Consider the following 25926-nt stretch of genomic DNA (forward strand, 5'->3'; position numbering starts at 1 on the left):
GGCTACTCGCTCGCTTCATCTAACGTCTCTTCTAAAGGTAATCGTAAACCGACTTTGGTTGCTTGCCAATCGGCCACATCCGCTACCACCAGATACAGACCTTGCCATTCAAAATGGTCACCCAGTACTTGTGTGGCTCCGAGCTCTTGGATCAGCAAATCGTTGAGCGTCATCTCTTGATTGAGGTGCTCAATCGTCAAACCATAGTAGACTGCGACATCAACGAGTTTTGCATCCACATCCAAAAAGAAGTCACCAAAGAAGCGCTCTAACGAGGCTTTTTCTGGCGCTTCACTAAATAGGTTGCTCAGTGATTCGAGATCTTTCTCCTGTGCTAACACGCACAAGACATCGCCCTCTTGCAACTTAGTGCTGCCCGATGGGTGAAGCAGTTGCTCGTCACGAAACACGGCGGTAATACGTGTTCCTTCAGGCATAGAGAGGTTGCGTAATGGCTCACCAATACACCATTTATCTTGTTTGAGTTTATAGACCAACATTTCCCATTCGCTGCACGGGTATATCTCAACACCGGTACGTGAAATTGGCTCAGGTTTGGGCGGTAGTTCAACGCGAGCCAAAGCGGCCGCTTTCATCAAGGTCCCCCCTTGTACCACTAGCGACACCATCACCACGAAGAAGGCTAAGTTAAAATAGAGCTGCGCATTCGGTAAACCCGCCATCATTGGGAAAACCGCTAAAATAATGGGTACTGCGCCGCGCAGTCCAACCCAAGAGATAAACCACTTTTCACGCGCAGTAAATGCTTTGAATGGCAATAAACCAATCCATACAGAAATGGGGCGCGCAAACAAAATCATACCAAAGGCGAGCGCAAAGCCCGGCACAGCAATGCTCAGCAATTCTGAAGGTGTGACCAATAACCCAAGTACCAAGAACATGCCAATTTGGCTAAGCCACGTCATCCCATCCAGTACGTTCAAAATGGAATAGCGGCAACGGGTCGGTTTATTGCCCAGCAATAAACCCGTCAAGTAGATGGATAAAATACCACTGCCGCCGAGTGAATTGGACAGTGCAAAGATAATCAAACCGCCACTGATGGCCAAAATGGAGTAGAGCCCTTCTGGAAGTTGATTGCTATTAATCAGCTTCCAGAGCAGCCAACCTCCGGCTAATCCAAATAAAGCCCCGAGGCCAAATTGCTGGATAAAACTCAGCAGCAAGAATCCTGCGCTGAGATCATCGCCTTGGCTACCCAGTACCGCAATTAATGTCACGGTTAAAAACACCGCCATTGGATCGTTAGTGCCCGATTCAATCTCTAACGTTGAACCGACGCGCTCATTCAAGCTTCGTCCTTTCAGCAGGGAAAAAACCGCCGCCGCATCGGTTGAGCCAACAATCGCACCCACCAAAATACCTTGCAGCAATTCCAAATTAAACAGCCATGCCGCCATCAAGCCGGTGAGAATGGTGGTGATCGCCACCCCAAACGTCGCTAACGAGACTGACGGCCAAAAGGCAATCCGAAAACTGGCAACACGGGTACGCATGCCGCCATCTAATAGGATGATGGCAAGCGCTAAGTTACTGACTAAATAAGCAATCGGATAATTATCAAATAAGATGCCACCGGGGCCATCCTCCCCAGCTAACATACCCACCAATAAAAAAACGAGCAGAATAGGAATTCCTAACTTAGAAGAGACTGGACTTAACAACACACTTAATGCAATCAGCAAAGCACCTACGAGAAAAAAACCATTGATAGCGATTGCATCCATATTCCTTCCTTATTGATTTAATTATTATTGATTGAATAACCAACATAAATACGCGTTCCATTGTGCCTTAGTTTAATCCGTTTTTAAGACAACTTTATGTAAACATTGATCGTTTTTATCGCGGCATGAATAACCAACCACATAAAAAATCGTTAACTCGCCATGAGCGATTTTCCAATCAAGAGCTTATGATCTTATACTTTTGGCTAATTTAACATTTAATCAACATAAGAAAGGCCTTCTAAATTGAGGAATTTCATTTAGTTACAATGAATTGGAAAAAACAACCTCCCGACTAAAGTTGCACAGACCCACCACCCTTTCACTGCTATCTTAATTTCGTAACATTAAATTAACACTACGATATACAAACCGAAGGAGAAGGTCATGGCGTTCCAATCAACCGAACATGCTCAAGCCTACTGGAAGGAAAACTTGGGAATTATGGGCTCACTGCTGGCAGTGTGGTTCTTGGTATCATATGGTGCAGGCGTTCTTTTCGTCGACGCACTGAATACGATTCATTTAGGCGGGTTCAAACTAGGGTTCTGGTTCGCACAACAAGGGTCCATCTATACCTTTGTCGCCTTGATCTTTATTTACGTTGTGCGCATGAATGCGCTCGACAAGAAATACAACGTGCAGGAAGACTAAGAGGTTTACGAAATGGATATTCAAACTTGGACGTTTATTCTGGTCGGTATTACGTTTGCACTCTATATCGGCATTGCCATTTGGGCCCGTGCAGGATCGACCAGTGAATTCTATGTTGCTGGCGGTGGTGTTCACCCTGTTGCCAACGGCATGGCAACCGCAGCGGACTGGATGTCAGCCGCTTCATTTATCTCAATGGCGGGTATCATCTCGTTCATTGGCTATGATGGTACCGTGTACTTGATGGGCTGGACAGGCGGCTATGTGTTATTGGCACTTTGCCTTGCACCTTATTTGCGTAAATTTGGCCAGTTCACCGTGCCAGATTTTATCGGTGAGCGATACTACTCAAAAACCGCGCGCATGGTGGCGGTATTTTGCGCCATCTTTATCTCGTTTACTTATGTTGCGGGGCAAATGCGCGGCGTCGGCGTGGTATTCTCTCGTTTCCTCGAAGTGGATATTAACGTTGGTATCGTCATCGGTATGGGGATCGTGTTCTTCTATGCGGTACTCGGTGGCATGAAAGGCATCACTTATACGCAAGTTGCACAATTCTGCGTGCTCATTTTCGCCTTCCTTGTTCCCGCCATTTTCACCTCGATCATGATGACAGGTAACCCTCTGCCACAAATTGGTATGGGCTCAACCATTACTGGTACCGATGTTTACCTACTCGATAAACTCGATGGCTTAACTCAAGAGCTCGGCTTCACCGCTTATACCGAAGGCAACAAGAGCACGGTTGACGTGTTCTTTATCTGCGCAGCCTTGATGGTGGGTACTGCTGGTCTTCCTCACGTCATTATTCGCTTCTTCACTGTGCCTAAAGTGCGTGATGCGCGTATCTCAGCAGGTTGGGCATTGCTGTTCATCTCTTTGCTATATACCACAGCGCCAGGTGTTGCTGCTTTTGCTCGCGTGAACATGATTGAGACCATTAATGGCCCAGACATGCAAGGCGTACCCGCAACAGACGCGCCTACTTGGTTTAAGAACTGGGAGAATACTGGCCTTGTAAGCTGGAAAGATAAGAACAACGACGGTCGTATGTTCTACTCTGGCGATGAGCGCAACGAGATGAACATTAACCGTGACATCATCGTATTGGCGTCTCCTGAACTGGCAAAACTGCCAAACTGGGTGGTTGGCTTACTCGCAGCTGGGGGTTTAGCAGCTGCGCTTTCGACAGCTGCAGGTCTTTTATTGGTTATCTCAACGTCAATTTCTCACGACTTATTGAAGAAAGGCTTCAAACCAAACATGACCGATAAACAAGAGCTGCTAGCTGCACGCTTAGCCGCCATCATTGCGATTGTGGGTGCTGGTTACCTAGGCATTAACCCACCGGGTTTTGTGGCTCAGGTGGTGGCGTTTGCCTTCGGCTTGGCAGCCGCCTCCTTCTTCCCGGCCATTATTTTGGGCATCTTCTACAAGAAGATGAATAAAGAAGGCGCGATCGCGGGCATGGTCGCAGGGATTATCTTTACTGCAACCTACATCATCTACTTCAAATTCATTAACCCGGCAGCCAGCACGCCAGATAACTGGTTGTTTGGTATCAGCCCTGAAGGCATTGGTACGTTAGGTATGTGTTTGAACTTCGTGGTATCGATTGTGGTGAATAAATTTACCGCAGAAGTTCCAACCGAAGTGCAAGAAATGGTGGAGTCAATCCGCTTCCCGAAAGGCGCGGGGCAAGCTCACGACCACTAATCTTCACCTGCGAGCGTCATGCTCGATGTTCGCTCCGCAGTGAAGTGTGATAACAACCATAAAGCCGATGCCCACGCATCGGCTTTATGCTGCATGCTTAACTGACTCGATTCAACAGCGCGCGCAGTTTGAGTGGTTTTATCGGTTTGGGAATAAAGCTAAAGCCATTGGATTTAATCGCATCCATCATCTCTTCAGTGCGATCAGCGCTGATGATGACCCCTTCAAAGCTATCTCCAAGCCGCAAGCGACACTGCTGCAACACTTCTAAACCAGTGCGACCATTATCTAAGCGGTAATCCGACAAAATAACATCAGGCAACCAATTGTTTTCTAATGCTTTCAGACTTTGCAGTAAGTCCGCTGCTACTTTGACATCACACCCCCACCTTGCGAGCAGATCGTTCATGCCGACTAAAATATCAGCTTCGTTGTCCACACACAGTACGCGCAGATGATTTAGATCAGATGGCATACCTTGCTCTATCGCCAGGGTCGGAGCCTGTTTGACAGCTTCAGCGCGCGTCAAAGAGAGCGAAAACACGCTGCCTTTTCCATGCCAAGAGCGCATCGAAATTTCATGACCCAGCACATATGCAATGCCTTTTGAAATCGCTAAACCGAGCCCCAAACCTTGGTCCGAACGGACTTGGCTACCACGGTTAAACTCTTCGAAGATTTCTTGCTGCTTATCTTGCTCGATACCAATGCCATTATCCCAAACATCAATCCTGACCTGATCTCGCACTCGACGTACACCCAACACCACTTTACCTTTAGGGTTATAGCGAAACGCGTTAGTGAGAAAGTTTTGTACCACGCGACGCAATAATTTAGGGTCAGACATCACATAGAGCGAGGATGGGATCACTTTAAAATCAATCCCTTGCTGCTTAGCTAAGGCGCTAAATTCAGCGTTAAGATTCGAAAATACATCATTAATAGCAAAGCTATGAGAATGCACATCGAGCTTGCCGGACTCTAAACGTGAAATATCCAGCAAATCACCAATCAGATCTTCAGCCGCGCCCAGAGCACTCTCTATATAACCCGCCAACGTTTTCACTTCCGTCTCTTTGGCCACCTCCGAGAGCGAAGAGGCAAACAGGCGCGCAGCGTTCAACGGCTGCATTAAATCGTGGCTGACAGCGGCCAAAAAGCGCGATTTTGATTGCGATTCTTGGTCTGATTTTTGAGTTGCCGCCACCAAGCGTTTGTTGAGGGTTTCAAGCTCTAGGGTTCGTTGGTGCACGCGCTCTTCCAAGGTTTCATTGGCCTCTTTTAATGCCTGCTCCGCTTCGCGAAAAACGGTGATGTCGCTAAAGCTCATCACAAATCCGCCGCCCGGCATCGGGTTGCCTTGCACTTCAATAACTCGTCCATCAGGACGAATACGCGCCGAGGTGTGTCTGGTTCCTTGCTCAAGGTGATACACCCGCCGCCGCACGTGATCCTCTGGGTCACCAGGGCCGCATAATCCGTGTTGCGCGTTGTGCCGTATCACATCCGCAATCGGCCTCCCCACTTGAATCAGCCCAGCGGGAAACTCAAACAGTTCGAGATAGCGTTGATTCCACGCCACCAGCCGTAGCTTTTTATCGACCACGGTAATTCCTTGACCAATATGCTCAATGGCCCCTTGCAATAAGCCGCGACTAAAGTCGTACAGCTCGGATGCTTCATCAACAATGGTCGCCACTTCCTCAAGCTGCATGTTGCGTCCTTGCAGCGCGGAAGTGAGCACCAATTTGGCTGAAGAAGCACCAAACACCCCCGCCAGCACTCTTTCTGTATGACGGATTAAGGTAGATGGCGCTTGTTGGTTAGGTAGTAACGTCTCTCTCTGCTGGCTCCAATATTGGCGAAAAGCAGTGCGAACGCGAGTGCGCCCCACAAAACGGGCGGCCAACATTTCAAGCTCAGCCACTGTCACGCGGCTTTGATACAAGCTGAGATTCTCACTCTCAGGCAGCGGCGTACCGACAAAAGAGGCCGATTGTAAACGCTCACTCAAACTCGGACGAGTCACCATAGAGACAACAACGTAGCAGAATGTGTTGAGTGCAACACTGAGCATCATGCCCCAATCTGAGTTTTTCAGCCCCATCTGCACCAACCAATCCGGCGGGGTGATCATCCATAACAGAACGTTACTTTGTGCATCGCCCGCCAGCATGTCGGTTTGGCTCATTAAAGTTACTAGCCACACAGTAAAACCGACCGCCAATCCAACATAAACGCCTTTGCGGTTTCCTTCACGCCAGTACATGCCACCAATCAATGAAGGGGCAAATTGGGTAATCGCCGCAAATGAGAGAAAACCGATCGCCGATAAAGAACCAATCGCATCCAACGCCTGATAAAAGCCCCAAGCACCAAGCAGCAGCAACAGAATCAACCCGCGACGGATGTTGAGCAACAACCCAGATAAATGACGGTAGTTGCGCTGAGTTAAGCGCATGCGGCGCAGCAGAAGCGGCATCACCAAATCATTAGAAACCATGATAGCCAATGCGATGGTCGAGACAATCACCATGCCGCTGGCCGCTGATGTGCCACCTAAAAACGCCAGTAAGGCTATCTGCTCTGCGCCCACCGACATAGGCACGCTGAGTACATAAGTATCGGCAGGGCTGCCGCTTAACAAACTTTGCCCAACCCATGCAATAGGTAGAACAAATAACCCCATCAAAGTCAGGTAAAGAGGAAATAACCAGCGCGCCGTGTGTAGATCTTGCGCGCGTTCATTTTCTACCACCATGGTATGAAACTGACGCGGTAAGCAGATGATCGCCATCATGGTTAATACGGTGTGGATCAACAGCGTTGGCCAGTTGGGCGCTTGATACGTCTGCTGAGCAATCGCACTTAGATCAACCGTTTCACGGCTTGAAGCCAGATAAATGATGAAACCGCCCACGGTTAAAAAAGCGACCAATTTAACAATAGATTCAAACGCAATCGCCATCATCATGCCGCGGTGGTGCTCGGTGTTATCAATATGCCGTGTACCAAACAGCATGGTAAATAGCGCTAAAGCCGCGACCACAAACCACGAGACGTGATAATTCTGATAACCAAATTGCGTAGCGAGGTTGGGGGCGACAATCTCAAGCCCCATAGTGATGCCGCGCAGTTGCAAGGCGATGTAAGGTAAAATGCCCACCACGGCAATCAAAGTTACGGTTACCGCTAATCCTTGCGATTTTCCGTAGCGAGCAGCAATAAAATCGGCGATGGAGGTAATATGTTCGCGCTTCGCGATCAAAATCAGCCGCGCCAACATACGCCAGCCAAGGGTAAACACTAAAATAGGCGCAATGTAGATAGGCAGAAATGACCAAGGGTTGCTAGCCGCTTGACCGACAGTGCCGTAAAAAGTCCAAGAGGTGCAATAAACCGCGATCGATAAGCTGTAGATCCACGGTCGCCATTTCGCCAGCCATTGGCTTTGCCTATCACCATACCAAGCGACGAGAAACAGCACGCCTAAGTAAGCGAGCGAAACGGGAACGACGATCCATCCTTGCATTTGATATCCTTATCGGTTCAAAAAAGCCTCTTCAAAGAAGAGGCTTCATTTAACTAAGGATAATTTTTAATCTCAATCAGTTAAGGTTAATTCTGTGCTTCAGGCGCTGCTTTCATTACCTCAGTACCTGACTCATTGGATGATGTGGGTTCGACTTTAATCAACAGCGCCAAGATGCCCATTGCCGCCATCGCCCAAAATACATTAGCGCCCCAGCGTTCATAACCCCAGCCACTCAAGGTGGTCATCAAAGCAATAAATGCCCCAAGTGGAATGGCATTATACAGCGCTTGCATAGCCACCATTTTGCTTTGCGGTGCGTGCTGAATGTATTGAATCGCCGCTATATGCGCCATCGCAAACGTCACCCCATGTAGCAGTTGAATCGTCCCTAGCGCAAGCAGCGCGGTGGTCGACGCCATTAACGTCCAACGCACCACAACCCCAATCGACGCGACAACAAATAATGTGCGTAGTGACCAGCCTGAAAAAAGGCGTTTGCTGAGCGCAAATACCGCGACTTCAGCGGCAACCCCAAGGCTCCATAAATAGCCAATCAGCTCTTCCGAATGCCCCGCCGCTTTCCAGTGAATCGAACTGAAACTGTAATACGCCGCGTGACTGCCTTGGATCAGCGCCGCTAAAATCAAGAATTTTATCACTGGCCACTCACGCAATAACTGCGTCAGTTTCGGCCGGACGGCATGTGCATCACCAACCGTCACGGGCATTGGGTTGGGATTGCGCAAGCTAATCAGTAGCGAAACAAATACCCCAGCCAAGGCGGTGTAGAGGATCATGTCAGAACCATAACGTGCCACAAGTACGCCAACCACGGTAGAACCAGCGATAAAAGCCACCGACCCCCATAAGCGGGTGCGACCATAATCGAGCATTTTTAAGCGCGCATAATAGTTAGCCATCGCATCGGATAGCGGCACCACGGGGCCACAGCAAAGGTTAAACAACACAGTAGCTAACGCCATCAGCCAGAAACTGCCGCCCGTAAAGAAGTGAAAACCAATAAATAAAAACGCCGCCAAACTTAACCAACGCAGTGCTGGTAGAAGAAGCTCGGCCTTATGGATACGCGGCGTAATCACCAAATTAGCGACGCAACGCGTAGCAAAGCCCATACCGATTAATACGCCGATATCGGTTGCTGATACGCCTTGGTTTTCAAACCACAGCGCCCAAAATGGCAAATAGACACCATACGCAAAGAAGAAACCAATAAAGTACTGCGATATCCAACCATATGGAGAGGGGTTAAGCATGATTCATCCTGAACAAAACGAGGGAGAGAAAACGGCCGTATTATGCAGGCAGTTTAAGATTCTAAAAAGGGAAGTTTACTGATAAATCTGTTTCCTTATTCACAACCTTGCGGGTCATATCACTCATTAGACCAAAGTCGTCTGGAGGTAGTGGCGATTTTTGTCACACTTAGATAGGAATTTCTTCTGAGTGACGATCGTTATGCCTGACAAATTCAACATGCAGTCACCGCCCTTTGACCGCTTAACACCGCCGCAGCAACAGCGACTTCGCTCATCCTTGGATGTGGCGTATTTTCGTAGCAACGATCTGCTGCAGGCCAGTGACAGACCCAGCGTGTATCTACACGTACTGATCAAAGGCGCGGTCGAAGAACGCTCGCCAGATGGCAAAGAGATTTTTGCTCACTACGCCAACGATGACATGTTTGATGTACGCGCGCTGTTTGAAGAAAAAGCCAAGCATCAGTACGTGGCGCTGGAAGACACCTTAAGTTATCTTCTGCCGAAAGCGGTCTTTCTCGAACTGTATAATGACAACGGTCAGTTCGCCGCCTACTTCGACAATAACCTCGCCAAACGCCAAGCTTTGCTTGATGTAGCACACCAGCAGAAGAATTTAGCTGAATTTATTTTAACTAAGGTGGATGACTCAATTTACCATCCACCGATGATTTTAAACCCAGATCAACCGCTCAACCAAGTGACCCAGCAATTACGCGATAACGGAGTTGATGCAGCCTTAGTTCGTCTTGCCGAGCATGATCAACGCTTAATCGAAAACCCCAGTGCGTCCCCCTATGCTATCGTCACGCGCACCAATATGCTGCATTCCGTCATGCTCGATAACCACTCGCTCGATACCCCTGTTGGGGAAATTGCTACCTTTCCTGTGCTGCATATCAACGATGGCGATTTTCTGTTTAATGCGATGATCGCCATGACGCGCAACCGCATAAAACGGGTGATGGTGTGCGATGGCCATCAAGCCGTTGGTATGCTGGACATGACACAAATTCTCAGTGCTTTCTCCACTCATTCTCACGTGCTGACGTTAAGTATTGCTCGCGCCAACTGCGTGGAAGAGCTAGCTCTCGCCTCCAACAAACAGCGGCAACTGGTTGAAAGCCTAATCAACAATGGCATTCGCACTCGTTTTATTATGGAGCTGATTTCAGCGGTCAATGAACAGATCATCGAAAAAGCCTTTCATTTGGTTGTGCCGCCCGCGCTGCATGATCACTGCTGCTTGATCGTACTCGGCTCCGAAGGCCGTGGAGAGCAGATCCTCAAAACCGACCAAGATAACGCGCTGATCATCAAAGATGGCTTGCAGTGGCATCAAATGGGTGTGGTCATGGACACACTCACCCACACCTTACAGCAGCTCGGCTATCCGCTTTGTCCGGGCAATGTGATGGTCAATAATCCGAAATGGGTTAAAAGCCAAACTGAGTGGAAAACCACGCTTAGCCAATGGGTGAAAGCGGCCAAACCCGAGCAAGTGATGGACATTGCGATCATGGCCGACGCACACGCCGTCGCGGGCAACAAACACTTATTGGCCCCTATTAAACAGCACTTGAGCCATTTAATGGCCGACCAAGAATTGATTTTGATGGAGTTTACTCGCCCCGCGCTGAGCTTTTCTGTGCCACTCACGCTGTTTGGCACTGTGAAACACTCCAAATCTGGCTTAGATATTAAACAAGGTGGCATTTTCCCGATTGTGCATGGCATTCGCGCCCTAAGCCTTGAACATCAAGTTCAACAAAACAACACCTTTGAACGCATCGAGGCGCTAGTAGAGCAACGGGTTTTGGAAAAAGAAACCGCCGATAATCTCAGTGAAGCGCTCAAACAGTTCTTTAAATTGCGCTTAGCTCAGCAACTGAGCAATCAACACAGCACCAATAAACTCGATTTAAAACAGCTCGACCGAACCGAGCGTGACCTGCTCAGGCACAGTTTACACGTGGTGAAAAAATTCAAGCAGTGGCTTGGCTATCACTATCAAATTCGCGAATAGTGGAGTCTGAAAATTGAATTGGTTTACACGCCATTATTGGTTTCACAAACTAAAAGACTCGCCTTATCGGCCGCTGTTTGCAACGCCGATGCAAGGGGAATATGTATCGCTCGATTGCGAAACCACCAGCCTTGACCCGAATCGCGCCGAGTTAGTGACGATTGCCGCCACCAAAATTATCGACAACCGTATTTTAACCAGCCAGCCATTTGAAGTGCGTTTGAGCGCGCCACAATCGCTCGACTCGGGTTCAGTCAAAATCCACAAAATTCGCCATCAAGATCTGGTCGATGGCATCGACGAGCAAGAGGCCATCACACACCTATTAGACTTTATCGGCAACCGACCTTTAGTGGGCTACCACATTCGTTATGACAAGAAAATCCTCGACCTCGCTTGTCGGCGACATTTAGGCTTTCCGCTGCCCAATGCTCTCATCGAGGTAAGTCAGATCTATCATGATCAGTTAGAGAGAATGCTGCCGAACGCGTACATCGACCTCAGCTTAGAGGCGATTTGTCGCCATCTCGACTTGCCGATTCAGGATAAACACGACGCGCTGCAAGATGCCATCGCCGCGGCATTAGTGTTTGTGCGCTTGACCAAAGGTGATCTACCTCCCTTTGTTGCACCTTACTCGCGCTAGCACTTACCCCACACTCATCCTAAAGTCTAATTGTAGAAAATCGCACTCTGACTGACAGTTACCCACATACAGATTTTCCTTTCAGCGCAATTTGATCGCCAATCAACAGGGAAATTGTTCGAATTCACAAGGAGAAAAGCAATGAGTGAAGCCCACGTTTATCCGGTAAAAGAGAACATCAAAGCCAAAACACATGCGGATAATGACACTTACCTAGCGATGTACCAACAATCAGTGACCGACCCAGAAGGCTTCTGGAGTGAACACGGCAAGATTGTGGATTGGATTAAGCCTTTCACTCAAGTGAAACAAACCTCGTTTGATACTGGCCATGTAGATATTCGCTGGTTTGAAGACGGCACATTAAACGTCTCCGCTAACTGCATCGATCGCCACCTTGCCACTCGTGGTGATGAAGTGGCGATTATCTGGGAAGGTGACGATCCGGCTGACGATAAAACCCTCACCTTTAACGAACTCCATCAACAAGTGTGTCGCTTTTCTAATGTGTTAAAAGATCAAGGAGTACGCAAAGGAGATGTGGTCTGTCTTTACATGCCAATGGTGCCAGAAGCAGCCGTTGCGATGCTCGCTTGTACTCGAATTGGCGCAGTGCACACTGTGGTGTTTGGTGGCTTTTCACCGGAAGCCCTTTCCGGTCGCATCATTGATTCCGATTCCAAAATAGTCATCACTGCCGACGAAGGTGTACGTGGCGGTCGCGCTGTGCCCTTGAAGAAAAACGTCGATGAAGCCTTGACCCACCCTGAAGTGAAAAACATCAGCAAAGTCATCGTGTTTAAACGCACTGGTGGCCAAATTGACTGGCACGAACATCGTGATGTGTGGTGGCATGAAGCGACCGCAAAAGCTTCCGACCACTGCCCAGCCGAAGCCATGAAAGCGGAAGATCCCCTCTTCATCCTCTACACCTCTGGTTCAACGGGTAAACCCAAAGGTGTGCTGCACACAACCGGTGGCTACCTTGTTTACGCGGCGATGACCTTCAAATATGTGTTTGACTATCAGCCGGGCGAAGTGTTTTGGTGTACCGCCGATGTGGGCTGGATCACTGGCCACACCTACTTGGTTTACGGTCCTTTGGCCAATGGTGCAAAAACCGTTCTGTTTGAAGGGGTCCCCAACTACCCAGACACCAACCGCATGAGTCAAGTGGTGGATAAACACCAAGTCAACATTCTTTACACTGCGCCGACCGCTATTCGCGCCTTGATGGCGAAAGGCAATGAAGCCGTCAAAGAGACGTCACGCACCAGTTTGCGCATTATGGGTTCGGTGGGAGAACCAATTAACCCAGAAGCGTGGGAGTGGTACTACAAAACCATCGGCAACGAGAAATCACCGATTGTCGACACATGGTGGCAAACCGAAACGGGTGGCATTTTAATTACGCCACTGCCGGGCGCGACAGCACTTAAACCGGGTTCGGCCACACGGCCATTTTTTGGCGTGCAACCAGCCTTGGTCGATAACATGGGCAACATCATTGAAGGGGCTGCCGAAGGTAACTTGGTTATTTTAGATTCATGGCCGGGTCAAATGCGCACCGTTTATGGCGATCATGACCGTTTTGAACAAACCTATTTTTCAACCTTCAAAGGTATGTATTTCACCAGTGATGGCGCACGCCGCGATGAGGATGGCTACTACTGGATAACGGGCCGCGTGGATGACGTGTTAAACGTTTCTGGCCACCGCATGGGCACCGCGGAAATTGAATCAGCTTTGGTTGCTTTTGATAAAATTGCAGAAGCGGCAATTGTCGGCGTACCACACGATATTAAAGGCCAAGCCATTTATGCTTACATCACCTTAAATGATGGCGTCTACCCCAGTGCCGAGTTGCACAAAGAGGTCAAAGATTGGGTACGAAAAGAGATTGGCCCAATTGCAACGCCCGATGTACTGCACTGGACCGATTCACTGCCCAAAACCCGTTCTGGCAAAATCATGCGCCGTATTTTGCGTAAAATCGCCACCGGCGACACCAGCAATTTGGGCGATACCTCGACACTGGCCGATCCTAGCGTAGTGGATAAATTGATCGCCGAAAAAGCAGAATTGTCTTAACGCTAACGATTCTACCTGCCGCGAGGCATTGAGATGATTAAGCCGTCACACTTGTGGCGGCTTTTTCTTTCCCTCTCAGTTCTTCTCATTCTGTTAACTCGGTTGCAGAATTAAATGAGTAAACTATCTGATAAGACCAGTAAATTGCTGCCATTTGCGCTGAATTAGCTATAATCTTGGGCAATTTCTTAAATTCAGGGAATTTTTGACGAAAAATTCACTCTGACCTAAGAATAATATGGGAATATTAATATTCGTTTCACGATATAGGGAGATGTCGACACAATGACTGCTAAATCTCGCATTCTGGTCTTAAATGGGCCAAATCTTAACCTGTTAGGGCTACGTGAACCTGCACATTATGGTTCTGACACCTTAGCGCACATTGTCGAGACATTACGCGAACAAGCGCAAAAAGCAGATATTGAGTTAGAACATCTTCAATCGAACCGCGAATATGAGCTGATCGAAGCCATCCATGCCGCTTACGGCAAGGTCGACTTCATCATCATTAATCCCGCCGCATTGACGCACACCAGTGTGGCACTGCGCGATGCGTTATTGGGTGTCGCCATCCCATTTATTGAAGTGCATCTATCCAACGTTCACGCACGTGAACCTTTTCGCCACCACTCCTATCTGTCGGATAAGGCGCAAGGGGTGATTTGCGGGTTAGGTGCACAAGGTTATGAATTTGCTCTTGCAGCTGCCATAAAAGCGCTACAGGCAAAATAACCCACAGACGATCAACGACAAACAAACACTCTACGGCCCAACCTTAAGGGCTGACGTATTCACAAGATAAAGAGAAAGAAAAGATGGATATTCGTAAAATCAAGAAGCTTATCGAACTGGTAGAAGAATCTGGCATTTCTGAACTAGAAATCTCTGAAGGTGAAGAATCGGTACGCATCAGTCGTAACACTGCGCCAGTACAGATGGCTCAGATGCATTACGCTGCACCAGCGCCAGCACAACAAGCCGCGCCAGTCGCTGCCCCTGCGCCAACGGCTGAAGCCGCCGCGCCTGTAGCGCCAAAAGGTCACCAAGTACTTTCGCCAATGGTCGGTACTTTCTACCGCTCACCAAGTCCAGATTCAAAAGCGTTCATCGAAGTCGGTCAAAGTGTTTCAGTCGGTGACACACTATGCATCGTTGAAGCGATGAAAATGATGAACCAAATCGAAGCCGATAAAGCAGGTATCGTTACGGCAATCCTACTTGAAGACGGCCAGACCGTTGAATTCGACCAACCGCTTGTTGTTATCGAATAATCGAGGTTTGCTTTATGTTAGATAAATTAGTCATCGCGAATCGAGGTGAAATTGCACTTCGTATTCTGCGCGCATGTAAAGAGCTTGGTATCAAAACTGTTGCCGTGCACTCAACTGCCGATCGTGATTTAAAACACGTACTGCTGGCCGACGAAACCATCTGTATTGGCCCAGCTCGTGGTATTGACAGCTACTTAAACATTCCACGCATTATTTCTGCAGCAGAAGTAACTGGCGCAGTAGCAATTCACCCCGGTTACGGTTTTCTTTCTGAAAACGCCGACTTTGCTGAACAAGTCGAGCGTTCAGGCTTCATTTTTGTTGGCCCGAAAGCCGATACCATTCGCATGATGGGTGACAAAGTGTCAGCCATCAGCGCAATGAAAAAAGCGGGCGTTCCTTGTGTGCCGGGTTCTGACGGCCCACTGGATGGCGATGAGGTCAAAAACAAAGCTCATGCGAAACGTATTGGCTACCCTGTGATCATCAAAGCTTCTGGCGGCGGCGGCGGTCGTGGTATGCGCGTGGTTCGTAGCGAAAATGAACTCACCCAAGCGATCGCAATGACACGTGCCGAAGCCAAAGCGGCGTTCAACAATGACATGGTTTACATGGAAAAATTCCTAGAAAACCCACGTCACGTTGAAGTACAAATTATTGCGGATGGTCAAGGTGGCGCCATTCACCTTGGTGAACGTGACTGCTCAATGCAGCGTCGTCATCAAAAAGTGGTTGAAGAAGCTCCTGCACCAGGCATTACCGAAGAGATGCGTAAATACATCGGTGAACGTTGTACTCGCGCTTGTCTCGAAATTGGCTATCGTGGTGCCGGTACGTTTGAGTTCCTATACGAAAACGGCGAGTTCTACTTCATTGAGATGAACACGCGTATTCAAGTTGAGCACCCAGTCACTGAAATGGTCACTGGCGTTGATCTCATCAAAGAACAGCTTCGCGTCGCCGCAGGTCAACCACTGTCGTTTACCCAAGATGACATCAAGATCCGTGGCCATGCAATTGAATGCCGTATCAACGCGGAAGATCCGGTTCGTTTCCTCCCTTCACCGGGCAAAATTGAACGTTTTCACGCGCCGGGCGGTATGGGCGTTCGTTGGGAATCGCACATTTATGCTGGCTACACAGTGCCGCCACATTACGATTCAATGATCGGCAAGCTCATCACTTACGGTGAAAACCGTGACGTGGCGATTGCGCGCATGAAAAATGCGTTAAACGAAATGATCGTCGATGGCATTAAAACCAATATCACCTTGCAGCAATCAATCATGCAAGATGAGAACTTCCAACACGGTGGAGCGAACATCCACTACCTTGAGAAGAAATTGGGTTTACAGCACTAATTTTCGCGTCGCGAGAGACCAAATGCTCACTTCGGTGAGCATTTTTGTTTTCGGCAGCCGAGTCAGTTTCTGCTAAACTCTGCGCCAACTGACGACATAACAGAGCAACTGACATGCCTTGGATTCAAATTAAACTGAACGCAACTAACGCCAATGCCGAGCCAATTGGCGACATGCTGATGGAAGAGACGGGCGCAGTATCCGTCACTTTTCTTGATGCTCACGATACCCCTGTTTTTGAACCGCTTCCGGGCGAAACTCGCCTTTGGGGCGATACCGACGTGCTGGCGCTGTATGATGCCGAAGCCGATAGCGCATGGATCATAGACCAAATTCGCTCAAGCAAACTGCTGAGTGATGACTTTGCCTACAAAGTTGAACAGCTCGAAGATAAAGACTGGGAACGTGAATGGATGGACAACTTCCACCCGATGAAATTTGGTCAACGTTTGTGGATTTGCCCAAGCTGGCGTGAAATCCCAGAGCCTGACGCTGTCAACGTAATGCTCGACCCGGGCCTTGCATTCGGTACAGGTACTCACCCGACGACCGCATTATGTTTAGAGTGGCTCGAAGGGCTCGATCTGACAGGCAAAACCGTCATCGATTTTGGTTGTGGTTCAGGCATCTTAGCCATTGCGGCGATCAAATTGGGCGCAGCCAAAGTCGTCGGTATTGATATCGACCCACAAGCACTGCTTGCTTCTAACGACAACGCAGGGCGCAATGGCGTAGCTGACCAACTTGAAGTGTATTTGCCACAAGACCAACCTGAAGGCTTAATCGCTGACGTGGTTGTGGCCAACATTTTGGCCGGCCCACTGCGTGACCTGAATGGTGTGATAAAAGGGTTACTTAAGCCCAATGGCCAACTTGCGATGTCCGGTGTTTTAGACACTCAAGCCGAAGAAGTTGCCAACCATTATCGTGACGAGCTTCACATTGACCCGATAATTGAGCTCAATGAGTGGTGCCGCATCTCGGGTCGCAAGCAAGGCTAGATAAGACTTTGCGTGCTAATAGACTGTATTTTATACGATTTACTAAAACAAATTGTAAATGCTCAAATATTAGTCTTTTCACGCAGTAAAAAAATGCGTAAAATGCGCGCCCTTGCTGGTACAGAACTGTGATGACGTTTTGAAAATCGGAAACTATCAACTTAAGAACAATCTTATCGTTGCCCCTATGGCAGGAGTAACTGACAGACCATTTCGAGAGTTGTGTCTTCGCTATGGAGCAGGCATGGCCGTCAGTGAAATGATGTCCTCTAATCCTGCTCTATGGAATACGTCAAAGTCGATGCAACGTATGGTACATGAGGGCGAATCGGGCATTCGCTCGGTACAAATTGCGGGAGCCGACCCACAGCTTATGGCCGATGCTGCCCAATTTAGTGTTGAGAACGGTGCTCAGATCATCGACATCAACATGGGTTGCCCAGCAAAAAAAGTGAATAAAAAGCTAGCGGGTTCAGCCTTACTCCAATTTCCGGAGACGATTGAACAGATCTTGAAAGCGGTGGTGAACGCCGTTGATGTCCCAGTGACATTAAAGACCCGTACTGGCTGGGACACAGACAACAAAAACTGTGTCTACATCGCTAAATTAGCCGAAGACTGCGGCATACAAGCTTTAGCCCTGCATGGCAGAACCAAAGCGTGTATGTACAAAGGCGAGGCCGAATACGACAGCATTAAAGCGGTGAAAAACGCCATCTCTATTCCGGTTATTGCTAACGGTGATATCGATAGCCCAGAGAAGGCGAAATACGTGCTGGATTACACCGGCGCTGACGCTTTAATGATTGGACGCCCTGCCCAAGGTCGCCCGTGGATTTTCCAAGAAATCCAACACTATTTGGAAAACGGCACCACGATGTCTGAACTTCCGGCTGCGGAAGTGAAAGATATTATGCTTGGCCATGTACAGGCTCTCCACAGTTTCTATGGTGAGTATTTAGGCCCTCGCATCGCTCGTAAGCATGTGGGTTGGTATCTGAAAGAACATGAACAAGCGAGTGAGTTTCGCCGTACCTTCAACGCTATTGACGCAGCACCGCTGCAAATTGACGCGCTCGAAGGTTATTTTGATAACGTTGCATCATAATTAAGAGAAGAGCTAGACCGCATATGTTCGAACAAAACCTGACTTCAGAAGCTTTCACAGTAACAACCGTAACTTCACAAGATCAAATCACGCAAAAGCCACTACGTGATTCAGTTAAAGCATCTCTTAAAAACTACCTTGCGCAGTTAAACGGCCAAGAAGTGACAGAACTATACGAGTTAGTTCTTGCTGAAGTTGAACAGCCACTACTCGACACCATCATGCAGTACACTCGCGGTAACCAAACTCGCGCAGCAACCATGATGGGCATCAACCGCGGCACTCTTCGTAAGAAGCTAAAAAAATACGGCATGAACTAATCTAGCTACTGCACAAATCTAGCAACTAGATACCATCGCTTTTAAAACCGAGCCTCTGCGCTCGGTTTTTTCATTTTCACCCAACGGATAACTAAAATATCAACGGGCGGCTTTACTTTGCATTAATGCAATAAAGAGATCTGATTGTTTGAGCGGGCTCTCTCTTCTTCTGTTGTCGCATTTACGCGACCGCAACAAACTGGTTACATTGTGCATGTGATGGAAATTTACCGACCGATCCCCAAATAACTTGTCGTGAACAGTGCATACAATGAGTAAGGCTTTATCCCCCCAAAAATGGAGTGACTAAGATGAGCTCGGCGACGCAACAATCTAAACACCAAGTCAAATGGGCCTATAATGATAAAACCACTCGGAAGATTGACAAGGAGTGACGTCAATGAGCTTACTGAACTTGCGCCAGACCAAAATTAGAACGCGTTTATACCTGCTGACCACGGTCACCACACTGCTACTGTTGATCCCATTTGTCTCCATGCTCAATAGTTATCAACACGATTTAATGCAATCAAAACAGACGAAAACTCGCCACATCGTCGAAACAGGATACGGCGTATTAAGCTACTTCCACCAATTACAAATCGATGGCACCTTGTCCGAGCAGCAAGCACAGACTCAAGCCAAACAAGCCATCGCGAAACTGCGCTACGAGGCTGATGATTATTTTTGGATCAACGACCTTCAGCCAAGTATGATCATGCACCCAATGAAGCCCCAATTGGACGGTAAAGATCTCTCCAATGCCGCAGACCCGACCGGAAAAAAACTGTTTGTAGAATTTACTAAAGTCGCTAAACAGCAGGGTGAAGGCTTTGTCGACTATATGTGGCCCAAACCAGGTTCTAGCGTCGATGTGGGTAAAATCTCTTATGTAAAATTATTTAAACCTTGGGGTTGGATCCTCGGTTCTGGAGTCTACATCGACGATGTCAATGCGTTGATTTGGCAACGCCTACAATCGATATTGCTCATTCTTAGCCTCGTTATTATTGTGATGCTGATTCTTTCAGTAGTGATAGGAAATAGCATCACTAAACCGTGTGAAGAAACCAAACAGGCACTCGAAGAAATCGCCAAAGGCGACGGTGATTTAACCAAACAGCTCTCGGTGCAAGGTAGTGATGAGCTGTCACACATAGCGCAAGCCTTCAATGAGTTCACAGAGAAGATTCGTCATACCATTACCAATATCACACCGATCACCGACAATGTTAACCACTCGGCAAATGAGCTTACTCAACTCTCACAACATGCCTCAATCAAAGCCTTAGAGCAGCAGCAATCTGTCGATACGGTCGCATCAGCGATGAACGAACTGCATGCGAGCAATCAAGAAGTGGCTAATGCGGCGAGTAGTGCCGCGAAAGCCGCGCATACGGCCAGCAGCAAAGGCAAAGAAGGCAGCTCGGTGATTGGCAAAGCTTCTGATTTTATGGACTCCTTGTCTGCACTACTGACCACCACTGACACCACCACTAAAAACCTCGCCAAAGAGACACAAGATGTCGGAGCGATACTGGCGGTCATCCAAGGGATAGCTGAACAAACCAACTTATTGGCCCTGAATGCGGCGATTGAAGCAGCACGTGCTGGTGAACAAGGGCGAGGCTTTGCGGTCGTCGCGGATGAAGTACGGGCGCTGGCAACGCGTACTCAAACTAGCACCAACGAGATAGAGCAGATAATCAATAGATTACAGGCTCGCGCAAAAGAGCTGGGAGAATTTATGGCTCAAACGCAGCAACAATCAACCGCCACACAACAACAAGCCGTTTTAGCGCAGCAAGTGCTCAATGAGATCGACGAGCAAGTAAAACAGATTCTCTCACTCAATGAACATATTGCTGAGGCAAGCGCCCAGCAAACCACCGCTACAGAAGAGATTAATCGCAATCTGACTCATATTGCCGAGCACAGCTCCCAAGCTGCAGCCCAAGCCGATCAAGTGTCGACAGCCAGTCAATATCTCTCAGACAGTGGCCAACAACTGAAACAGAGCATTAGCCATTTTAAAGTGTGAGCAACTCACGCCTTATCGGCTGATGAGATCACTCCAATGCCGCTAAAATTGAGCAGTGGCTGGCGTTGTCGTCTATATGACCGCAGCACGCATCGTTGATTTTTTTTAGCGCTTGACGAATCGCCGTTAACTCGGCGATTTTTTGATCAATCACCACCAGCTTAGCGCTGGTGATCGATTTCACTTCTGCACAGCTGTGTTCGGTCGCTTCCAGCTTTATTTCCAGTAACTCTTTGATCTCATCCAAACTGAGCCCTAGCTCTTTGGCTTTGAGAATAAAACTCACCTGCTGCTGATTTTTTTGATTATATAAACGATAACCAGACTCACTGCGCCCCGCCGGTTTTATTAGCGCATTTTTTTCATAAAAACGCAGCGTATCGGTTGAAACTTTACAGCGTTTGGCGAGCTCTCCAATTTGAAACATCTCATTCTCCTTTAACGTTTTTATTACGTTTGATACCCAATATCGCCGTTTTTATAAAAAAATTTGCGATGCCAAACGATTGCGCGAGCTTTTTGATGATTGTTTGGTTAGAATGTGCGCCATCAAATTTCCCATTAACTCCATGATTTGAGGAAGACCGAAGCATGAATAACGCTCGTCCTATTCACCGCGCATTGATCAGCGTATCAGACAAAACCGGCATTGTTGAGTTCGCTCAAGCTCTCGCGAAGCGCGGTGTCGATATTCTTTCTACTGGTGGCACCGCTCGCTTATTAGCAGACCAAGGTATTGCTGTTACAGAAGTTTCTGACTACACCGGTTTTCCTGAGATGATGGACGGTCGCGTAAAAACATTGCACCCGAAAGTACACGGTGGCGTGCTGGGCCGCCGCGGTCAAGATGACGACATCATGCAACAACACGGTATTAAGCCGATTGATATGGTAGTCGTCAACCTTTACCCGTTTGCCGAAACCGTTGCTAAAGCAGGTTGTACCCTAGCTGATGCGGTAGAAAATATCGACATTGGTGGGCCAACTATGGTGCGTTCTGCGGCGAAAAACCACAAAGATGTGACCATAGTGGTGAATGCATATGACTACGACCGTGTCATTGCCGAGATGGATGCGAACGGCAATTCGCTAACACTCGAAACACGTTTTGACCTTGCGATTGCCGCTTTTGAACACACCGCTGCTTACGATGGCATGATCGCCAACTACTTCGGCACTATGGTTCCATCCTACGGAGCCTCTTTACTTGATGAAGAAGGAAAGAAGGCTGATGAAGAGAGCAAATTCCCGCGCACCTTCAACCAACAATTCCTGAAAAAACAAGACATGCGTTACGGTGAGAACAGTCACCAAGCGGCCGCTTTCTATGTTGAAGCCAACCCAGAGGAAGCGTCAGTCTCTACTGCACGCCAACTCCAAGGTAAAGCGCTCTCTTACAACAACATCGCCGATACCGACGCCGCTCTTGAGTGTGTGAAAGAGTTCGCTGAGCCAGCATGTGTGATTGTCAAACACGCCAACCCATGTGGCGTTGCCTTGGGCAGTGATATTCTTCAAGCCTACAACCGCGCTTACCAAACCGACCCAACTTCTGCCTTTGGTGGCATCATCGCTTTTAACCGCGAGCTAGACGCACAAACCGCAGCGGCGATTGTTGAGCGCCAGTTTGTTGAAGTGATCATCGCACCAATCGTTTCTGCGGAAGCGATTGAAGTGGTTGCGGCGAAGAAAAACGTGCGCCTGCTTGAGTGCGGTGAGTGGTCAGCGAAAACCACGGGCTTTGACGTGAAACGCGTCAATGGTGGCTTGCTGGTGCAAGATCGCGATCAAGGCATGGTTAGCCTTAATGATCTCAAAATCGTAACCAAGCGCCAGCCGAGTGAAGAAGAGATCAAAGATGCTCTTTTCTGCTGGAAAGTGGCTAAATACGTCAAATCAAACGCGATTGTTTACTCAAAAGGTGACATGACTGTTGGCGTGGGCGCAGGCCAAATGAGCCGCGTTTATTCAGCCAAAATTGCGGGCATTAAAGCGGCCGATGAAGGCTTACAAGTAGAAGGATGTGTAATGGCTTCTGATGCCTTCTTCCCGTTCCGTGACGGCATTGATGCCGCGGCGCAAGCGGGCATCAAGTGTGTGATTCAACCAGGCGGTTCGATGCGCGATGACGAAGTGATTGCCGCCGCCGATGAACACGGCATGGCGATGATCTTTACTGGTATGCGTCACTTCCGTCACTAAAAACCTTACCCCACCCTAGCCCTCCCCTAGAAGGGGAGGGAATAGAAACCAAGTGACCTTACTTCCCTTTTAGGGGAGGGAGAATAGAACGAAGTGACCTCACCTAACTTTTAGAAAGAGGTATTGTTCTCCAACTTCCTTCCTCTTCAGGGGGAGGGAATAGAACGAGGTGACCTTACCTAACTTTTAGGAAGAGGTATTGTTCTCCAAGTTCCTTCCCTTCAAGGGGAGATATTGTCATCCAAGTTCCTCCCCCTTTAAGGGGGGAGGTTAGGAGGGGGTAAATGGCAACAAACAAACTCTATACGTTAAAGGATACTCATAGATGAACATTCTGATTATAGGTGCTGGCGGTCGTGAGCACGCTCTGGGTTGGAAAGTCGCTCAAAACCCAAATGTTAAAACTGTCTTTGTTGCTCCGGGTAATGCGGGCACAGCGCTTGAGCCTAAACTTGAGAACGTCAACATTGCAGTGGAAGACATTGCTGGTTTGGTCGCTTTTGCTCAAGAAAAACGTATTGAACTGACCATTGTTGGCCCAGAAACACCCTTAGTGCTTGGCGTGGTGGATGCTTTCCGTAAGGCGGATTTACCCATCTTTGGCCCGACGCAAGCGGCAGCACAGCTCGAAGGCTCAAAAGCCTTCACCAAAGATTTCTTAGCTCGTCATCATATTCCTACTGGGGCTTACGCTAATTTCACAGAAATTGAACCTGCTTTGGCATACGTCCGCCAGCAGGGTGCGCCGATTGTGGTCAAAGCTGATGGCCTTGCCGCTGGCAAAGGGGTCATTGTGGCGATGACGCTACAAGAGGCCGAAGATGCGATTCAAGATATGCTCGCAGGCAATACCTTTGGCGATGCAGGCAGCCGCGTGGTGATTGAAGAGTTCTTAGATGGAGAAGAAGCAAGCTTTATTGTCATGGTCGATGGCGTAAATGTTCTCCCTATGGCCACCAGCCAAGATCATAAACGCGTCGGCGATAAAGACACTGGCCCCAATACTGGCGGCATGGGTGCTTACTCGCCAGCTCCGGTGGTCACGCCAGAGATCCATGAGCGCGTGATGCAAGAGGTGATTTATCCAACGGTGCGCGGTATGGCGGCAGAAGGCAACCCTTACACAGGTTTTCTGTACGCTGGGCTAATGATTGACGCACAAGGCACACCGAAAGTGATTGAGTACAACTGCCGCTTTGGTGACCCTGAAACTCAGCCGATCATGATGCGGATGCAATCAGATTTGGTCGAACTCTGCTTTGCCGCACTGGAAGGCAAACTTGATCAAGTGGAATCAAAATGGGACCCACGCGCTTCTATCGGTATTGTTTTGGCCGCTGGCGGTTACCCTGCCGACTACGCGAAAGGAGACGTCATTTCTGGCTTACCAACGCAAGAAGTCACGGGTGAGAAAATCTTCCACGCAGGCACAAGCGACCAAGCTGGAGAAGTCGTCACCAACGGTGGTCGCGTGTTATGCGCAACCGCACTTGGTAACACGGTTTCACAAGCGCAGCAGCGCGCTTACCAATTAGCTAAACAGGTCAACTGGGATGGCATGTTCTATCGCAGCGATATTGGCTACCGCGCGATAGATCGTGAACAACAGACAACAAAATAACAACGACAAAGCTAGGTTATGATCCAATAAGGCGCTCATTGAGCGCCTTATTTTTATACTTCATGTTCATACTTCTGTATTGGCTTGGTGCTAAACCCACTTCGAGATGAACTTAATCATCACTTCAACAATTGCGGTTTGTCGACACAGCCATGATTCTCATCAGCAAGCATTAATAGCTCTTCGATATAGACACGGTTATTGCGGATTTTACCTAAAAATGCGATGTAGTTATCCAATGATGCTAAACGACTGACCACAAAACTGGGCAGCGTTTGGTTAAATTCCATCTGCGTGTATTCATGACCCGTACAGGTTTCAAACACTTCGCCATCCCACACTCCTTGAATCAGTTCTAACCCTTGGTTGTCTTTATTTTTGGTTTCTGAGATCAGGTATTGTGCTTGTTGCAGGTAATGGGAAAGCTGTTCTTCATCGAGTGGCAGTATTTTTCCATCGACACGGTATTGTTGATAAATGGCCTCGCCAGCGTCATTAAAACGTAAGTGAACCGAATAAGGTACGAGCGATTTCTTTTGTAGCTGCTCACCTTCGCGCTTGAGCTCTCTTAATGTCCCTTCATCCCAGCGATAATTGGTTTTATACCAACCATAATCACCTGATGCGACATAATCGGCGGCGCTGTTTGGAGAAGCTGAACGCTCGATATACCAATAAAAACTGGTGGCATCACCCATGGTTTGCCCACTGGTATAATTGGAATATTGTTCGAGACTAGGCGTATGGCTAGAAGAGGAGCACCCCACTAAAAATAGGGGAAATAGAATGGATAAAAGAATTTTTTTCATGGGAGAAATCTACGCCGAGAGGGTATCTCGGCGTAGTATAAATTATTTCACTGAATCTTTCAGTGCTTTACCGGCTACAAATGCTGGAACGTTAGCTGCTGCAATTTGAATCTCAGCACCTGTTTTAGGGTTACGGCCAGTACGCGCTGCACGGTGGTTTACTTTGAATGTACCAAAACCAATTAGTTGAACTTGGTCACCCTCTTTGAGAGCGCCTTCAACTGCGCCTAAAGTCGCCTCAAGAGCAGCTTTTGCTTGTGCTTTAGATAAGTCTGCTTTTTCAGCGATAAAGTCGATTAATTGGGTCTTGTTCATTAGGTTTCCCTTCTCATGTGTTATCGAATTGACCTCACTCTAAAACATAAAGCCCCCGTCTGGCAAAGGTTTGTCACTGATCTTTTGTCTCTATGCCGCACTTTTAACCACAATATGAGCAATAACTCACAATTTGTTACTGATTGACAAAGAATATCCGCTTGTTTTTGACGCTGTAAGC

The 25926-nt window shown here is 48.2% G+C and carries 20 protein-coding genes; 14 read left to right on the forward strand and 6 right to left on the reverse strand.

Annotated features, from left to right (window positions below):
- Positions 1-2: 2 nt before the first annotated feature.
- Complete coding sequence (locus AACQ79_RS15350) at positions 3-1748, reverse strand: potassium/proton antiporter (protein WP_170899329.1); 1746 nt, start codon at positions 1746-1748, stop codon at positions 3-5.
- 387 nt (positions 1749-2135) lie between these two features.
- Here AACQ79_RS15350 and AACQ79_RS15355 point away from each other — a divergent pair, with 387 nt between their 5' ends.
- Both AACQ79_RS15355 and AACQ79_RS15360 read left to right on the forward strand, forming a co-directional pair.
- Positions 2136-2402: a DUF4212 domain-containing protein gene (locus AACQ79_RS15355; RefSeq protein ID WP_013855818.1), complete on the forward strand. Its 267-nt coding sequence runs from the start codon at positions 2136-2138 to the stop codon at positions 2400-2402.
- Between the two features lie 12 nt (positions 2403-2414).
- Positions 2415-4118 carry a sodium:solute symporter family protein gene (locus AACQ79_RS15360; protein ID WP_013855817.1) on the forward strand — a complete coding sequence of 568 codons (1704 nt, stop codon included), beginning with the start codon at positions 2415-2417 and terminating at the stop codon, positions 4116-4118.
- Positions 4119-4215: 97 nt separating this feature from the next.
- On the opposite strand, the gene AACQ79_RS15365 is transcribed toward AACQ79_RS15360, so the two are convergent.
- Both AACQ79_RS15365 and AACQ79_RS15370 read right to left on the reverse strand, forming a co-directional pair.
- Positions 4216-7650, reverse strand: a complete 3435-nt coding sequence (locus AACQ79_RS15365; protein WP_170899330.1) for a PAS domain-containing hybrid sensor histidine kinase/response regulator — start codon at positions 7648-7650, stop codon at positions 4216-4218.
- An 86-nt stretch (positions 7651-7736) separates the two neighbouring features.
- On the reverse strand, positions 7737-8927 hold the full coding sequence (locus tag AACQ79_RS15370) for a 3-phenylpropionate MFS transporter (RefSeq protein ID WP_094146942.1): 1191 nt from the start codon (positions 8925-8927) through the stop codon (positions 7737-7739).
- A gap of 202 nt (positions 8928-9129) precedes the next feature.
- Here AACQ79_RS15370 and AACQ79_RS15375 point away from each other — a divergent pair, with 202 nt between their 5' ends.
- The 10 genes from AACQ79_RS15375 to AACQ79_RS15420 all read left to right on the forward strand — a co-directional run bounded on the left by AACQ79_RS15375 (position 9130) and on the right by AACQ79_RS15420 (position 20798).
- On the forward strand, positions 9130-10956 hold the full coding sequence (locus AACQ79_RS15375) for a DUF294 nucleotidyltransferase-like domain-containing protein (RefSeq protein ID WP_170899344.1): 1827 nt from the start codon (positions 9130-9132) through the stop codon (positions 10954-10956).
- A gap of 13 nt (positions 10957-10969) precedes the next feature.
- Positions 10970-11602 (forward strand): 3'-5' exonuclease, encoded by a 633-nt coding sequence (locus AACQ79_RS15380; RefSeq protein ID WP_170899331.1) that lies wholly within the window; start codon positions 10970-10972, stop codon positions 11600-11602.
- Between the two features lie 141 nt (positions 11603-11743).
- Positions 11744-13693 (forward strand): acetate--CoA ligase, encoded by a 1950-nt coding sequence (gene acs / locus AACQ79_RS15385; protein ID WP_170899332.1) that lies wholly within the window; start codon positions 11744-11746, stop codon positions 13691-13693.
- A 285-nt stretch (positions 13694-13978) separates the two neighbouring features.
- Positions 13979-14428 carry a type II 3-dehydroquinate dehydratase gene (gene aroQ / locus AACQ79_RS15390; protein WP_013855811.1) on the forward strand — a complete coding sequence of 150 codons (450 nt, stop codon included), beginning with the start codon at positions 13979-13981 and terminating at the stop codon, positions 14426-14428.
- Positions 14429-14511: 83 nt separating this feature from the next.
- Positions 14512-14967, forward strand: coding sequence for an acetyl-CoA carboxylase biotin carboxyl carrier protein (accB, locus tag AACQ79_RS15395; protein ID WP_013855810.1), 456 nt, complete (start codon positions 14512-14514; stop codon positions 14965-14967).
- A 14-nt stretch (positions 14968-14981) separates the two neighbouring features.
- On the forward strand, positions 14982-16328 hold the full coding sequence (gene accC, locus AACQ79_RS15400) for an acetyl-CoA carboxylase biotin carboxylase subunit (RefSeq protein WP_013855809.1): 1347 nt from the start codon (positions 14982-14984) through the stop codon (positions 16326-16328).
- A 113-nt stretch (positions 16329-16441) separates the two neighbouring features.
- Positions 16442-17329 (forward strand): 50S ribosomal protein L11 methyltransferase, encoded by an 888-nt coding sequence (prmA, locus tag AACQ79_RS15405; protein ID WP_013855808.1) that lies wholly within the window; start codon positions 16442-16444, stop codon positions 17327-17329.
- 139 nt (positions 17330-17468) lie between these two features.
- Positions 17469-18437, forward strand: coding sequence for a tRNA dihydrouridine synthase DusB (gene dusB / locus AACQ79_RS15410; protein ID WP_010320339.1), 969 nt, complete (start codon positions 17469-17471; stop codon positions 18435-18437).
- 23 nt (positions 18438-18460) lie between these two features.
- The gene (fis, locus tag AACQ79_RS15415; RefSeq protein ID WP_010320338.1) at positions 18461-18757 is read left to right on the forward strand and encodes a DNA-binding transcriptional regulator Fis; all 297 of its coding nucleotides are present in this window, start codon (positions 18461-18463) and stop codon (positions 18755-18757) included.
- A 400-nt stretch (positions 18758-19157) separates the two neighbouring features.
- Positions 19158-20798: a methyl-accepting chemotaxis protein gene (locus AACQ79_RS15420; RefSeq protein WP_019281512.1), complete on the forward strand. Its 1641-nt coding sequence runs from the start codon at positions 19158-19160 to the stop codon at positions 20796-20798.
- 28 nt (positions 20799-20826) lie between these two features.
- Here the strand turns inward: AACQ79_RS15420 and zntR are convergent, their stop codons facing one another.
- The gene (gene zntR / locus AACQ79_RS15425) at positions 20827-21225 is read right to left on the reverse strand and encodes a Zn(2+)-responsive transcriptional regulator (RefSeq protein WP_017046798.1); all 399 of its coding nucleotides are present in this window, start codon (positions 21223-21225) and stop codon (positions 20827-20829) included.
- Positions 21226-21389: 164 nt separating this feature from the next.
- On the opposite strand from zntR, the gene purH reads away from it, so the two are divergent.
- Both purH and purD read left to right on the forward strand, forming a co-directional pair.
- Complete coding sequence (gene purH / locus AACQ79_RS15430) at positions 21390-23000, forward strand: bifunctional phosphoribosylaminoimidazolecarboxamide formyltransferase/IMP cyclohydrolase (protein ID WP_170899333.1); 1611 nt, start codon at positions 21390-21392, stop codon at positions 22998-23000.
- A gap of 325 nt (positions 23001-23325) precedes the next feature.
- Entirely contained in the window at positions 23326-24621 is a 1296-nt protein-coding gene (gene purD / locus AACQ79_RS15435) for a phosphoribosylamine--glycine ligase (protein ID WP_170899334.1), read from the forward strand.
- A 119-nt stretch (positions 24622-24740) separates the two neighbouring features.
- Here the strand turns inward: purD and AACQ79_RS15440 are convergent, their stop codons facing one another.
- Both AACQ79_RS15440 and hupA read right to left on the reverse strand, forming a co-directional pair.
- Positions 24741-25430, reverse strand: coding sequence for a DUF1481 domain-containing protein (locus AACQ79_RS15440; protein ID WP_094133281.1), 690 nt, complete (start codon positions 25428-25430; stop codon positions 24741-24743).
- 42 nt (positions 25431-25472) lie between these two features.
- A complete protein-coding gene (hupA, locus tag AACQ79_RS15445; RefSeq protein ID WP_010320328.1) occupies positions 25473-25745 on the reverse strand; it encodes a nucleoid-associated protein HU-alpha in 273 nt (90 codons plus the stop codon).
- Positions 25746-25926 lie beyond the last annotated feature (181 nt).

It is taken from the genome of Vibrio sp. 3-2(1) (assembly GCF_963887575.1).
In the GTDB taxonomy this organism is placed as follows: domain Bacteria; phylum Pseudomonadota; class Gammaproteobacteria; order Enterobacterales; family Vibrionaceae; genus Vibrio; species Vibrio anguillarum.

Bases quoted from the DNA above. Each gene is read 5' to 3' on its own strand.
- AACQ79_RS15350 (WP_170899329.1), bottom strand. From the start codon at position 1,748: ATGGATGCAATCGCTATCAATGGTTTTTTTCTCGTAGGTGCTTTGCTG.
- AACQ79_RS15355 (WP_013855818.1), top strand. From the start codon at position 2,136: ATGGCGTTCCAATCAACCGAACATGCTCAAGCCTACTGGAAGGAAAAC.
- AACQ79_RS15360 (WP_013855817.1), top strand. From the start codon at position 2,415: ATGGATATTCAAACTTGGACGTTTATTCTGGTCGGTATTACGTTTGCA.
- AACQ79_RS15365 (WP_170899330.1), bottom strand. From the start codon at position 7,650: ATGCAAGGATGGATCGTCGTTCCCGTTTCGCTCGCTTACTTAGGCGTG.
- AACQ79_RS15370 (WP_094146942.1), bottom strand. From the start codon at position 8,927: ATGCTTAACCCCTCTCCATATGGTTGGATATCGCAGTACTTTATTGGT.
- AACQ79_RS15375 (WP_170899344.1), top strand. From the start codon at position 9,130: ATGCCTGACAAATTCAACATGCAGTCACCGCCCTTTGACCGCTTAACA.
- acs (WP_170899332.1), top strand. From the start codon at position 11,744: ATGAGTGAAGCCCACGTTTATCCGGTAAAAGAGAACATCAAAGCCAAA.
- aroQ (WP_013855811.1), top strand. From the start codon at position 13,979: ATGACTGCTAAATCTCGCATTCTGGTCTTAAATGGGCCAAATCTTAAC.
- accB (WP_013855810.1), top strand. From the start codon at position 14,512: ATGGATATTCGTAAAATCAAGAAGCTTATCGAACTGGTAGAAGAATCT.
- accC (WP_013855809.1), top strand. From the start codon at position 14,982: ATGTTAGATAAATTAGTCATCGCGAATCGAGGTGAAATTGCACTTCGT.
- prmA (WP_013855808.1), top strand. From the start codon at position 16,442: ATGCCTTGGATTCAAATTAAACTGAACGCAACTAACGCCAATGCCGAG.
- fis (WP_010320338.1), top strand. From the start codon at position 18,461: ATGTTCGAACAAAACCTGACTTCAGAAGCTTTCACAGTAACAACCGTA.
- AACQ79_RS15420 (WP_019281512.1), top strand. From the start codon at position 19,158: ATGAGCTTACTGAACTTGCGCCAGACCAAAATTAGAACGCGTTTATAC.
- zntR (WP_017046798.1), bottom strand. From the start codon at position 21,225: ATGTTTCAAATTGGAGAGCTCGCCAAACGCTGTAAAGTTTCAACCGAT.
- purH (WP_170899333.1), top strand. From the start codon at position 21,390: ATGAATAACGCTCGTCCTATTCACCGCGCATTGATCAGCGTATCAGAC.
- purD (WP_170899334.1), top strand. From the start codon at position 23,326: ATGAACATTCTGATTATAGGTGCTGGCGGTCGTGAGCACGCTCTGGGT.
- AACQ79_RS15440 (WP_094133281.1), bottom strand. From the start codon at position 25,430: ATGAAAAAAATTCTTTTATCCATTCTATTTCCCCTATTTTTAGTGGGG.
- hupA (WP_010320328.1), bottom strand. From the start codon at position 25,745: ATGAACAAGACCCAATTAATCGACTTTATCGCTGAAAAAGCAGACTTA.